Origin of the sequence: Cytobacillus sp. FSL H8-0458 (assembly GCF_038002165.1) — a bacterium.
In the GTDB taxonomy this organism is placed as follows: Bacteria; Bacillota; Bacilli; order Bacillales; family Cytobacillaceae; genus Cytobacillus.
The window spans coordinates 1378044-1391039 of sequence record NZ_JBBOBR010000001.1; the positions used below are offsets into that span (position 1 = coordinate 1378044).

General features: G+C 39.6%; 11 protein-coding genes. 9 read left to right on the plus strand and 2 right to left on the minus strand.

All coding sequences use genetic code 11. The features are described 5' to 3' along the window. Nucleotides 1-45: 45 nt before the first annotated feature. Nucleotides 46-1227 carry a metal-dependent hydrolase family protein gene (locus tag NYE23_RS06705; protein ID WP_341076466.1) on the plus strand — a complete coding sequence of 394 codons (1182 nt, stop codon included), beginning with the start codon at nucleotides 46-48 and terminating at the stop codon, nucleotides 1225-1227. 81 nt (nucleotides 1228-1308) lie between these two features. On the opposite strand, the gene NYE23_RS06710 is transcribed toward NYE23_RS06705, so the two are convergent. Next, entirely contained in the window at nucleotides 1309-1626 is a 318-nt protein-coding gene (locus NYE23_RS06710; protein WP_341076468.1) for a 2-acyl-glycerophospho-ethanolamine acyltransferase, read from the minus strand. Nucleotides 1627-1764: 138 nt separating this feature from the next. Here NYE23_RS06710 and NYE23_RS06715 point away from each other — a divergent pair, with 138 nt between their 5' ends. From NYE23_RS06715 to NYE23_RS06750, 8 genes are all read left to right on the plus strand, one after another. Then, a complete protein-coding gene (locus NYE23_RS06715) occupies nucleotides 1765-3291 on the plus strand; it encodes a spore germination protein (protein WP_341076471.1) in 1527 nt (508 codons plus the stop codon). Further along, complete coding sequence (locus NYE23_RS06720; RefSeq protein WP_341076474.1) at nucleotides 3288-4382, plus strand: GerAB/ArcD/ProY family transporter; 1095 nt, start codon at nucleotides 3288-3290, stop codon at nucleotides 4380-4382. Before NYE23_RS06715 ends, NYE23_RS06720 begins: the two co-directional genes overlap by 4 nt. Further along, nucleotides 4379-5494 carry a Ger(x)C family spore germination protein gene (locus tag NYE23_RS06725; protein ID WP_341076475.1) on the plus strand — a complete coding sequence of 372 codons (1116 nt, stop codon included), beginning with the start codon at nucleotides 4379-4381 and terminating at the stop codon, nucleotides 5492-5494. Before NYE23_RS06720 ends, NYE23_RS06725 begins: the two co-directional genes overlap by 4 nt. Before the next feature lie 471 nt (nucleotides 5495-5965). Continuing rightward, nucleotides 5966-8359 carry a sialidase family protein gene (locus NYE23_RS06730; protein WP_341076478.1) on the plus strand — a complete coding sequence of 798 codons (2394 nt, stop codon included), beginning with the start codon at nucleotides 5966-5968 and terminating at the stop codon, nucleotides 8357-8359. A 136-nt stretch (nucleotides 8360-8495) separates the two neighbouring features. After that, the gene (locus NYE23_RS06735) at nucleotides 8496-9605 is read left to right on the plus strand and encodes a cyclically-permuted mutarotase family protein (protein WP_341076481.1); all 1110 of its coding nucleotides are present in this window, start codon (nucleotides 8496-8498) and stop codon (nucleotides 9603-9605) included. A 204-nt stretch (nucleotides 9606-9809) separates the two neighbouring features. Further along, complete coding sequence (locus NYE23_RS06740) at nucleotides 9810-10172, plus strand: Na-translocating system protein MpsC family protein (RefSeq protein WP_283913240.1); 363 nt, start codon at nucleotides 9810-9812, stop codon at nucleotides 10170-10172. A gap of 133 nt (nucleotides 10173-10305) precedes the next feature. Next, nucleotides 10306-11328, plus strand: coding sequence for a Nif3-like dinuclear metal center hexameric protein (locus NYE23_RS06745; RefSeq protein WP_341076484.1), 1023 nt, complete (start codon nucleotides 10306-10308; stop codon nucleotides 11326-11328). A gap of 17 nt (nucleotides 11329-11345) precedes the next feature. Further along, on the plus strand, nucleotides 11346-12467 hold the full coding sequence (locus NYE23_RS06750) for a hypothetical protein (RefSeq protein ID WP_341076487.1): 1122 nt from the start codon (nucleotides 11346-11348) through the stop codon (nucleotides 12465-12467). A 16-nt stretch (nucleotides 12468-12483) separates the two neighbouring features. Here the strand turns inward: NYE23_RS06750 and NYE23_RS06755 are convergent, their stop codons facing one another. After that, on the minus strand, nucleotides 12484-12948 hold the full coding sequence (locus NYE23_RS06755) for a hypothetical protein (protein ID WP_341076489.1): 465 nt from the start codon (nucleotides 12946-12948) through the stop codon (nucleotides 12484-12486). Nucleotides 12949-12996 lie beyond the last annotated feature (48 nt).

Below are 12996 nucleotides of genomic sequence, written 5' to 3' on the forward strand. Positions count from 1 at the left end.
GAAGTATCACACTTCTTCCTTTTGAAATGATAGGAGGAACATGCGATGGAGTTTGTGATTTCGAATGTGCAGCTGTTGTATGGGGAAGAATTGGATTGTAAAAAGGGGTTAGCTGTTTGGATAAAAGATGGTTTGATCAAGGATATATTCCCTGAATCCAAACTGCCAGCCGGCGTAAAGGTCATCGATGGAAATGGAGGATTTCTCGCTCCAGGCTTAATAGATTTACATATTCATATGATGTGGGACGGTTCATTAAATCCAGTTCAAACCTCTGAAACAGAAGGCTATGAACAGATGCTGATAAGGGCCGTTGCTAATTGTCAAACCTATCTTCAGCACGGTATAACAACTGTCAGGGACATTGGCTCCATTGATGACATTGCGCTGCATGTGGCAAAAGGGATCAAAAGGGGGCTTATTCCAGGACCTGATGTCATTGCCAGCGGAAAAACAATAACCATGACAGGCGGGCATGATCCGTTCTGGGCAAGATTTGTCGATGGGAAGGATGAGGCATTAAAAGGAGTACGCGAACAAATTTTTAAGGGTGCTGAAGTAATTAAAGTAAGTGCAACCGGCGGGGTCTATGGAAGAATAGAAGGTGAACAGGTCGGCCATGCAGAGCTTAGCTTGGAAGAGCAGGAAGTCATCTGTAAAGAGGCACACCGTTTTGGACTTAAAGTGGCGTCCCATGCGATTGGCCGTGAGGGAATACTTAATTCGGTTCTTGCTGGTGTGGATACAATTGAGCATGGTCATTTTCTGGATGATGAATTGGCTGCCTTAATGGAAGAACGGAAAACCGCCTGGATTCCGACATTGTTCGTCTACAAGCAAATTGCAACACAGGATGGGATTCCTTCTTATGCAAGAGACAAAGCTGAGGAAATTGTCAGCATTCACCGAAATGCATTTGAAACCTATTTTAACCGGAATATTTTAATTGGAGCCGGTTCAGATGCGGGTTCACCATGCACCTCTCACCGGGCGCTGCTGGATGAATTGTATACCATGAATGAGATTGTTCCTGATGCGAAAAAAGTGCTAAAAACAGCTACCGTTAATGCAGGGAAAATATTAGGACGTAACGTTGGGCAAATTAAAGAGGGATACAGGGCAAATCTGATTTTGCTTAAGGAAAATCCAGTTGATTGCCTAAATAATTTAGAATGCATAGAAATGGTTGTTGTGAGAGGAGAACCAGACGGTAAGAATTGCTGCTAAGAAGTTATGGTTAAAGAGGCAGGGGATGAATAACAGGCAGCCGTACGGTGGCAGCTTTCGCCACAGGGAGCTGCCTTTCTTCTATGGTGCATTCCCGAAAAATTCATCTATAATTTCCGTCATTAGCGCATAACCAATTAGGATCATAGGCAAAAAATTAATTAGTAAGGCCAAAATCCTTTTAGATAATTGTTCTTTACTGAACATAGAAACGATGCTCAATGGTATGGCAAACACGGAACCAAGAAAGGCAAGAATAACAAATACCCGCAGTATAGAATCCAGATTCTCGCCTGATGTTACTGATAATATCAATAAAGAAATTAGCCATATAATGACATTCACGATGGCTATCCTAAATGAAATGAAAGTAAATACCTTCAGCTCTTTCCTTCGCAAATATTTCACCTTCTTTTAAGCTCTTCATTTATGTAAGTTAAACCATTTAAATTTAATTGATAAGAGAGGGACTAATTGCATGTTTTTCCAGCCTGCGTTACATACTAAGTTATCATCATTTTAGGCGGGAATCAGCTTATGAAATTCTTTCGGAAATACATGAAACAGCCGAATTCAACTCAGCAGCATAATCATCATAATCTGATTAGTTCAGAATTAATGGCAAATATAGAAAAAGTTCAGTCAATCTTTTGTGAGACACCTGACCTGGTTGTGCGGAATTTCGTCATAAAATCATCTCAGAGGCGTGCTGCAATCATATACTTGAGTGGAATAACTGATAGTCAGGCGATTTATAATCATGTGTTAAAACCACTTCTATTTGAAAACGGCAACAATCATAACGAAAATGATTTCAGGGTATCACTGGGTCAAATAAAAGAATCGAAACTGATGTATGAGATTGAAAGTGCGATTCTAAATGGCGAATGCGTCCTGTTTGTTGAAAATGGAACAAGGGCCTTCATTTATAATACGCCTCTTTTTCCTAAAAGATCTATTGAAGAATCCCCAATAGAATCTTCCTTGCTGGGTGCCCATGTGGGATTCACAGAAGCCGTGGGAGATAATGTAGCGTTAATACGTAATTATATTCACAACAGGGAATTAAAGATAAAAGAAATCACAGTTGGAAAAAGGGGAAAATCGAAGCTATCCATCCTTTATCTGGCAGATGTGGTTAATCAAGAGGTGTTGAAGGAGCTTGAAGATCGGATCAAGATAATCGATGTCGATGCTGTAATGAATGCAGGTGCGCTGGCAGAATACATCGAGGATGATCCTTATTCTCCTTTTCCGCAGCTGTTAGTGACAGAACGCCCTGATTTTGCGGCTTCGGAAATTTTACAGGGACGAATCGTCACCGTTGTTGACCGTTCACCAAGTGTCATAATCGGCCCGGCAACATTTGATTCTTTTTTCAAGACCATTGATGATTACAGTGCGCGCTGGATGGTTGCCACTTTTATTCGGCTGATGAGATACTTCGGTTTCTTTATCGCCATATTTCTGCCGGCAGTCTATATCGCAATCATATCTTTTCATGTTGATATCATTCCTTTAAAGCTTCTATTGTCACTGGGCGAATCACGAGAGAGGATTCCCTTTCCGCCTTATATTGAGGCATTTATTATGGAGCTCACTCTGGAAATGCTTAGGGAAGCGGGGATCCGGCTACCAGCCCGGATTGGCCAGACGGTTGGCATTGTTGGAGGTATCGTCATTGGCCAAGCAGCAGTAGAAGCAGGGATTGTCAGCAATATCATGGTGATTGTTGTGGCTTTGACAGCCATAGCTTCTTTTATTATTCCTAATTATGAAATGGGGTCTGCCATTCGGATCATTCGGTTCCCCATGATGATTATTGCTTCGTTTTTTGGATTTGTAGGAATTATAGTTGGTTTCATGATGATCATTGCGCATTTCATTTCGCTTGAATCTTTGGGGATGCCGTATGGAAGTCCCTTTGCCCCTTTAAGCTTTCAGGATTGGAAGGATGCATTAATCCGGCTGCCTCAGTGGTCGATTCAAAAACGGCCTTTAAATACAGGAGCCATTCAATTGAAAAAGGCAAATCCCAACCGCCCGGAAGGTGAAGAAACGTGATAAGTAAAAATAAAATTACCTTAAAGCAATACATTTTTTTGATTCATGGTGTTCAAATGGGGGTTGGAGCATTAACACTGCCGCGTGAATTAGCTGAAAAGGCTGGGACGGATGGCTGGATTTCCATCATTGTCTGCTGGTTCCTTGCGACTTTGGCCAGTTTAATCATCATACAGATTATGAAGAGAAATCCGGACGGAACGATTCTGGATCTTTTAGAACGTTATTTTGGAAAATGGATTGGAAGCGCAGGAACCATTCTCTTTGCATTGTATTTTGCTTTATTAGCCAATGTAATTTTTATTCGCGAGGCTCTTTTTATCCAGGCGTGGATTCTGCCCGGTGCCGAAGTGTATATGTTAATTTTGCTATTATCCGTTCCAAGCTATTTGATTGTCCGGAAAAACGTCAGTATATTAGGCAGGTATAGTGAGTTCGTTTTTTTCATGACATTGTGGACTATCATTATCTATCTATTGCCTTTGAAATATGCCAGCTGGCTCCATTTGCTTCCCGTCTTTAAGGAGGGGATAAAGCCCATTATTTCTGGTGTAAACACAGCTGTATTTTCATTTTTGGGTTTTGAAATTGCATTCTTTCTCTATCCCTTTTTACAAAAGAAAGAGAGAGCCTCCATGGGTATTGTGATTGCTAATACACTCTCATTGGTTGCCTTTTTGATGATAACCCTGGCAGCGTTTGCCTTTTACAGCCCTGATGAAATTATCATATATAACGAACCTATGCTTGAAATGTTAAAGGTTATCGAGCTTCGATTTATAGAAAGACTGGAAATTGTGTTTTTTTCCTTTTATTTATTTGTGATGTCTACAACAGTCCTCCCATACATGTTTATGACCGTATATTGTACAAGCCAGCTTGCTGGAAAACACGATCATCGGAGACATTTAGCATGGTTTTTGATTATAGAATTTGTATTTGTGGTGTTTTTTCCTCCAAGCTTCGAAAGAAATACAATGCTTAAACATGTGTCAGAAATGGCAGGTTTACTCGTCGCCTTTGTTTTTCCTCTATGCTTATGGGGATATGTCTGGCTGCATGGAATTTTTAAAAGGAGGCCAATCTCATGAACCGCTGGTTTCTGCCCCTTCTTATTGTTTTTCTTGTCGCCATGCTATCAGGCTGCGGAAGAAATATCCCGCTGGAAGATTTAACGATTGCTTTGATTCTTGGTATTGATTTAGATGAGGAAAATAATCTGATCATTTCAGAATCAAGTCCCGTGTTTAATAAGGAGGCTAAAAAAAATGCTGAAACTTATCAAACCGAAACAAAATCCATACGGGAGTCGAGGAGATATTTTGATTCCCTGTCAACCGGAAAGGTGACGGCGGCGAAAATTCAAGTCCTGCTGATTGGAAAACGGATATTGGAACATGAAGATTGGTTTTCAATCCTTGATACGGTATACCGCAACCCGGCCTTTTCCATCAACACAAGAGTCATAGTGGTGGATGGTCCAGTGTCTAACGTTATGTTTTATGAAGCGAAGGATAAACCGCAGTTATCCCTATATTTGAAGGGAGTGGTCGATAATAATATTGATCGAACGAGAACAGTCATTGCCACACTCCAAACACTTCATAGGCAAATGTACGAAAAAGGGATTACACCATCACTGTCGGAAATAAAAAAAGACAGCGATATTAAATTAACTGGCGTAACATTATTGGATAAAAAAGGGAAGTATGTTGATACGCTCAGTATTCAAGATTCATCACTTCTGGTTTTATTAAAGGATGAACAGAAGGAAGAATTGACCCTCTCGCTGCCAATGACAAAGCTAAATGAGGAACCAGGCATTTTTCACAGGAATGAGTTGAGTCTGGATGTTGTAAAGGCAAACATTAAAGTCATAACATCTTATGAACAAGGAAAATTTCATTTCAACTATAAAATTAAATTGGCAGTAAATATCATTGAACGTTTATTTCCTGCAGGGAGTGTAAAGGAAAAGGAGCTGCAGAAGATGATTGAGAATGAATTGACATCCAGATTTGAGGATGTGATTAAGAAAATCCAGGAAAACAAAATTGATCCAATCGGACTCGGTATTCATGCAAGAGCCTTTCAATATGAACAATATAAAAAAGTTGAAGGGCATTGGGGCGAAGCACTTGCGGATTCAAACATTGATGTTACCGTAGACGTTACGATAAAATCAACTGGTGCTATAAGGTAAAAAGGAATATCCTCAGAGGTTTGACCCTTTTGTAGATATCTTGCATTCATCACTCAAATCATCTCTTAAAAAAAAGCCTAATTTTCGCACACTGAGAATTAGGCTTTTTAAAAAGAGTTAATGTTATGTATGAGCTTCTCCCTATTCTCCATTTTCCTTCCCAGCCCCCTGACAAGCCGGAAATGAGTGCCTGTCCCTCAGTGCATAATTTACCAACCTTTAGACATACACCATTCCCGTTACTCCTCAGACTTAAGAATCATTTTGATGACAATAAACTGTCATTTTTTAATATTGTATTGATAGTTATCTGTCTTAATGATAATATTTCCAGTACATCATGAAAAGGCTTCCAATTAAAAAGTTCGGATTATTCTAACAGCGGAGGTGAAATCTAAGTTTAGTATGAGATGTAGTGAGGGCAAGAATTTTTACAGGTTAAAAGAAATATAGAAAAGAGGAGAGGTTTCCTTGGTTAAAAAGATCTGGATTGCAGTAGTTTCTTGTGCAATGCTGCTGTCAATTTGTTTTACAGGACAGTCAGCATTTGCAGAAAGTTTCAAGCCAGTAGTAGAGGTCAAAAATCAAACAATTGAAAATGGATACTTCACTAATTTAAATGACAAAGCAGATACCTTAAATACACTGGATCAAGGAACCATTATAGTGAGATTCCAGCAGACGGGCACTTCCATCATGTCCCTGTTTTCATTAAGCAATAATACGGTTAATGATGGTCATTTTCATCTTTATGTGTCTCCTTCAGGAGTTGGGAGTGAGAACCGATTTGAGAAACCTGGTGAAACAAAGAGTAATACTCATATCAGTGCATCCGTTCCGGTAAAAGCTAATGAAATACACACTCTTGCCATGGTGGTTGATAAGGATCAGGGTTATAAGTATTTCCTTGATGGAAAACTGATCAAAGAAGATACCACTTCACCCCGAAAATTCCTTAGCAATATCTATAATCCAAATAGTGCCCAACTGGGCCAAACCGAAAGAGCTTCAGGGAATACTTACCCATTCAATGGGAATATCGACTTTGTGAAAATTTACAGTGAACCATTATCCAATGAATATTTAACAGCTATTACTGGTGAAACCAAAGCGGAGCCTTTAGTAAACCCATTACCTGAAACAGCTCTTATTTCAGATCCAAAAAGCTTGTTCTATCCAGGTTTTATGGATTCTAATAACTACCGTATACCTGCTCTGTACAGCACAGAAAAAGGGACACTTATTGCTGGTATTGACAGAAGAGTTGTTCATGGCGGAGATTCACCTAATAATATCGATGCTGCCATTCGCAGAAGTTTCGATAGCGGTAAAACATGGGAGCAGGATGGGATCATGATAAATGACTATCCGGATCAGGCTTCAAACATTGATTTGTCATTCGTTCAAGATCATTCCAATGACCGTATCTTTGCTTTGGTAGATGGTTTTCCGCATGGAGCAGGACTGATGGGCGGCTTTGGAAACAACGCCTATGAAGGAACAGGATTTAAAACAATCGATGGCAAGAAATACTTGTATCTGCTTGATAAAGAAAATAATGAATATACTGTGAGAGAAGATGGTAAGGTGTATGATGCATCTGGCCAAATAACAGCCTATTCAGTAGATGAAAAAAGGAATCTATACGAAAACGGGCAAAAGATTGATAACTATTTTAGTTCAACTTCTCCATTAAAGGCTTATAAAACATCCTACTTGGAGCTTTACTATAGTGATGATGAAGGTGAATCCTGGACAGGGCCGATTGACTTGAATGATGAGACAAAAGAAGAATGGATGATCTTCCTTGGTACTGGCCCTGGAAATGGGATTCAATTAGAAAATGGTCCTCATGCAGGCAGACTTGTTTTCCCTGTCTATTTCCTAAATGAAAATAAAAAGCAGGCAAGTGCCGTTATTTACAGTGATGATCATGGGCAGACATGGAAACGCGGGGAATCACCGAATGAAGGAAGAGATGTTGGAAACGGGCAAACAATCAATGAAAAGACTTTTACAAATTCAGCTCATGAAATAACGGAATCTCAGGTTGTTGAAATGCCAGATGGCCAGCTCAAATTATTTATGAGAAATTTTTCAGGATATGCCCAAATTGCAACAAGCTTTGACGGCGGAGAAACATGGCATCCCGAGGTGATAACTGAAACTGCACTCGTTGCGCCGTATAGTCAGATGTCTGCCATTCGTTATAATGGGCAAATTGATGGAAAAGAAGCGGTCATTTTCTCCAGTGCAAATGATTCCACCAGCCGTATTAATGGAACGGTGCGCGTGGGGTTAATTGAGGAAAATGGCAAGTATGAGAACGGACGTACAAAATACAGCTTTAATTGGAAGTATCAGCAGCTTATAAAAGAAGGCCATTACGGTTACTCCAGCTTAGCGCAGCTGTCTGATGGCAATATAGGGTTATTTTATGAAGGCACCTCCAATACGAATATGGATTTTATTCGATTTAACACGGATTTCTTAAAATGGGACAAGTACTTGGAATCTCCTGATCCACAGATTACCAGCTTTGAAGTCATTCCAAATCAGAAAGATAAATATCGAAAAAAAGATAAAATTAAAGTTGAAGTTGGCTTTGATGGATATACCATGCTTATGGGAGCGAAACGTTTACACGGTAAACTTGGTGATTTCGATGTAAGCTTTGACCTTGTTGAGGAAAAAGGAACAGACCGCTTTATTTTTGAAAGCTCAGTGCCAGAGAAGCTAAAAAAAGGAACTTACACCATCAGCCTGAACTTCGATGATTCTTTATCGGTTTACAATGTGTATGGAAAGAAGTTTCCAAAAGGGACAGAACAAGACGCACTGACAGATCAAATTATCGTTAAATAATGATCCGGAACAGTTGCAGGAGAGCATTTTCCCTGCAGCTGTTCTCCCTATCTATATGCTATTGCGGCGAATGACCATTCATGGAGGAGATCGGATGAAGAAGAAGGTTTTAGTGTTTGCACTTACAGTTATGCTGGTGGCAGGCGGGAATATGTGGACGAAAGCCGAAGCTCACAATAACCATAAAAAATCTGCAGATAAAATAACATGGGAGCACGGAGGAGAGCTGGAACCACAAAAGGGATTTGAAGAGAATCTTGGAACGGCAGGAGTATTATCCGGCTCTTATAAAAACTTTGTCATCGTCGGAGGAGGAGCAAATTTTCCTTATGAGACAGTTTTAAATGGAGGAGAGAAGAAACATTATCCAGATATCTATGTGTTAGAAAAAGATAAAAATGAGTTAAGACTGGTTGAACATACAACACTTGATCATGAAATAGGCTATGGATCTTCTATTACGACAGATAAAGGCGTTTATTATATTGGCGGAAGTCCAAATAAAGAGTATGCCGACGATATATTACTCCTGACGGTTGATAAAAATAAAAAATTGAAAACAAAAAAAATCGGTGATTTACCGTTTACCATAAGCGACGGTATTGCTGTTGAAAAGGATGGAAAATTATATATTGGACTTGGAAAACAAAATGGTAAAGACAGCAATAAATTATTTGAATATGATTTAAGTACTTCTAAAACGAAAGAATTAGCCCCTATACCAGGAGAAGGCTCAAGGAATCAAAGTATAGCTCAATTACTAAATGGAAATCTATATGTATTTAGCGGCGGGGGGACAACTGCCTATACAGATGGATATAAATATAATATTAAAAAAAATTCCTGGACGAAGGTTTCTTCAGTTAAGGCTGCTGACAAAGAAATTTCATTGTTAGGAGCAAGTTCAGTAAAATTAAATCAGGATGAGATGCTGGTAATTGGCGGATTTAATAAAGAAATATATGATGATGCAGTGAAAAATTTAAGTACGTTAACAGGAGAAGCATTGGCAGAGTTTAGAATGAAATACTTTAATGCCGATCCGTATGAGTTGAAATGGAATAAAGAAATATTAATCTATAATGCCAAAAAAGACACTTGGAGAACGATAGGAAAGATTCCTTTTGATGCTCCATGCGGTGCAGGCTTAGTATTAATGGACAAACATATTTTTTCCATTAATGGGGAAATAAAACCCGGTGTAAGAACGAATGCTATTTTTTCAGGGACAATACTAAACCATTAATTCAGCTGGATATTTTTGCAGCAGTTCTTAAAAGCCTAATCTTCCAGAATTGGGAATTAGGCTTTTTATAAAAAATGGATGATGCTTTCCGCTAATTGTTCGCCATTAATAGATTTTTAATATAAACACTTTACAGATAGAATTAACTATGTTAAATTCTATTTATCAAAGGATTCTGAAATTTCAAAAAGATGGTGTAAGTGAATGAGTTGGACTGCTGGCCCATTTAAACAGGAACTTATCAAAGATTATAACAATATCAATCTTCTTTTGTTTAACATTGGCGTCAAAAGTCAAAGAGTCGAGTTTTTGGGGGATAAGATATTAATTTTCGCCTATCATAAGAGAATTCCATCTCTTAAACATCTGGACGAGATTAATCGCTTTGTAACCCGTATGACTGACATTGCCATCATAGATAGTTATAAGGAACATTTAAGGAATGTCCTGGAAGAAAAATATGGGATGAAGGTACTTTCTATATTAAAAGACTATGATCCCGTTACTGAACTATCAGGAACTATCATTACCCTGGATCGGGATACAAGTGCCTATATTTCCAGGTAATTAAATAATGGTGACTGGTCCAATGAACTCTTAAGAGTGCATAAAAACCGTCAGTACAAGCTTTCAGACTAGCGTCTGTTTGTTTTGTGCTGACGGTTTTTTTTATAAAAAAAATAGAGGAGGCAGCAACATTATGAAAACAGTAGAAGATGTATTAATTGCGCTGGATGAGCTGACAGGAGGAAGAGTGATTAAAACTCTAAATGACATTACGAGAGGTGAGCATCCCTTTGTTATCATGAAATCCTCCAACATTCCCGGGAAAGAGATCATTGAAACGCCTGGTCTTGTTTATGGTGAAATGAAGAAAGAAGTAAAAAAAGTAGCAGTTGCTATGACAATGACAGAAGGATCTATCGAACTTGCCGGCGCTACTGGTGTCGATGCCATTGTTGCTCATCATCCCATAGCTGAAGCAGCTAATTCAGGTGGAGTAATCTTGAAAAACTATCTGGATTTGTATAATGTCGCTGCATTTGAACTGCATGAAGCTTTCCATGGATTACATCCTGGCATTCCTTTTTTGCATGGCCATCAGGTATACCGGACAGAGGTTTCTTATGGAGGAGTACACGGAAATATTTTATATGCAGGGAAAGTACTCCCTGAGGTGAAAACGCTGGGGGATATTTTAACACGGCTGGACAATTTTATGGGTCTGAGAGATGAAGAGGAACTGTTACATACTGAAAAGGAAATACGCCATAGTTCATCTCTGTGTGAAACGAGTATAGTGACACGCGGAAGAATTGTTCATGGAGAAGAGACCAGCCCCGTGAACAATATTGTGCACATTTTCCCGCATACGGGATTTTCTCCTGAACATTTGCGTCAAGCCATCCAGGAACACCCGGAGGCAGACACAGTTCTCGCTTCCATTAGCCGTGTTTATGATGGACATCCACTTATCGAAACAGCTAAGGAGTTAGGACTAAATTTTATTATCGGAAATTGCCATGTGTTAGAAATACTTGAAAATGGTTTACCTTTAGCTTACGCCTTAGACAGACTGCTGCCTGATGTTGAAGTTGTTGTTTTTCGGGAACGTGTGACAAGCATATCCCTAAATGAAATGGGATCACCTCATTTAAAGAAATATGCAGAAGAAATGGCTGAGGGTTATCTATTGAAAAAAACGGCTGTCCAAACAGTATAAAAAAGGAGTGCAGGCAGATGAGCGAGGTTAAATCGTTAGTACAAGAAAATATAGAAATAGAAGATAATAGTGTCCCGATTCCTTTAACTCGGAAATGGACACGAATCGAAGCAGTCGGTCTTGGTTTAGTCATTATTTCACTGCTGGTACTGTTAATCACGCCAGGTACATTAGCAGGGTTATTTACTTCCATTGTCGATCAGGTTTTCCCGGTTATTGTAGAGATATTTTTAACCGGCACGGTAGGAGTTTCCATTATTGTTAGTGTCATTATTGGCCGGGTGCTGGAAAGGCTGGGATTTACGGATGCATTGATCCGGATATTCATTCCTGTTACAAAGCTGATGAAAGTGAATTCAGCTGTTATCATTCCAAGTATATATAATATTCTTGGTGACATAAATGCTGCCGGAAAAATTGCCGGACCGATCTTAATCCGTTCGGGAGCAACAAAAGCAGAGCAGAAAATAGCGGTAGCAACCATGGTTCAATCCCAGCAGTCTTTTGCTACATTTATGTTAGGCATGGTTGCTTTAACGGCAGTAGGGGCCAATGCCTTTGCAGTGGTCGTGCTGGCTGTTTTCATGCCCGTCATTGTGGTCCCGTTCCTGCTTTCTAAAACCATTTATCGGGATACGAAAGCTGTCCAAATTGCAAAACTGCCTCAATTTACGCCGAAGACTGGCTTTTTACCCACTTTGTTTAATGGAGCCAGGGAGGGAGCAGAGCTTTTATTCCTTCTCATTATTCCGGCTGCCGCAGTCGTGTTTGCTGCAATTGGCGTTTTGGATTACATCGGCATTTGGTCAAAATTTGAATCCGGACTGTCAGCCGTTTTGTTAGCTCTAAATATTCATCCTGAGACCGGAATTCTCTCTATTTTGGCAAGTCCGGCGCTGGCCATGGCCCAGTTATCGGAAGTTGCTGGTTCTTTGGATCCGCGTTTGGTCATCGGATCATTCGTATTAGCTTCATCCGGCTTGCCTTTGTCTACAATCTTTGGTCAAATTCCGGTTATATGGGCAGCTAATTCTGACCTTAGTGAAAAGGAGGCAATGGGAGCGGCTGTATTAGGAATCGTCATGCGTATATTGACAGCCTTCTTGATTGTTTATTTCTTAACACCTATCTTAGTTTAATATTCAGAGCCAAGGTCTAAATTTTACCCAGTAAAAAAGAAAGATCAATTAAATATTGATCTGGAGGGATCCTTTCAAATGATTGGGGATCCAGGTGGAGTTCTGTTTTTCTTAAAAGATTGTTTTCCTTGCTCCATAAGAAAAGAACGGCCGTTTGATGAATGGGTTCCATAATCCCTTTCATCGGCGCAAGAAGTTCAATTTTAAGATCATCCAGGGGAAAGTCAGGCCGGCAAATAAGCTTACAAGGTGCTGTCTGTAAGGGTTCATAGTGATTTATTGTATGATCAGACAGATGGTGGATCCTCCCGGTAGCTGCAATTCTTTTATCAGGGAGGATCAGTCCAGATTCATGATAGATATCTCTTCCGATGGAGGAAGGGATCTTTTTCTTGTTCCATAAAATGGACATCGAAAAAGTGTGGCCAGGCAAAATCGTCCATGCTCTTTTGGCTATCAGTTCAAATCCGATAAAGGACATGGCTATCCCTCTTTCCTGTTGCTCGATACTGATGTTTATGCTCGAGGA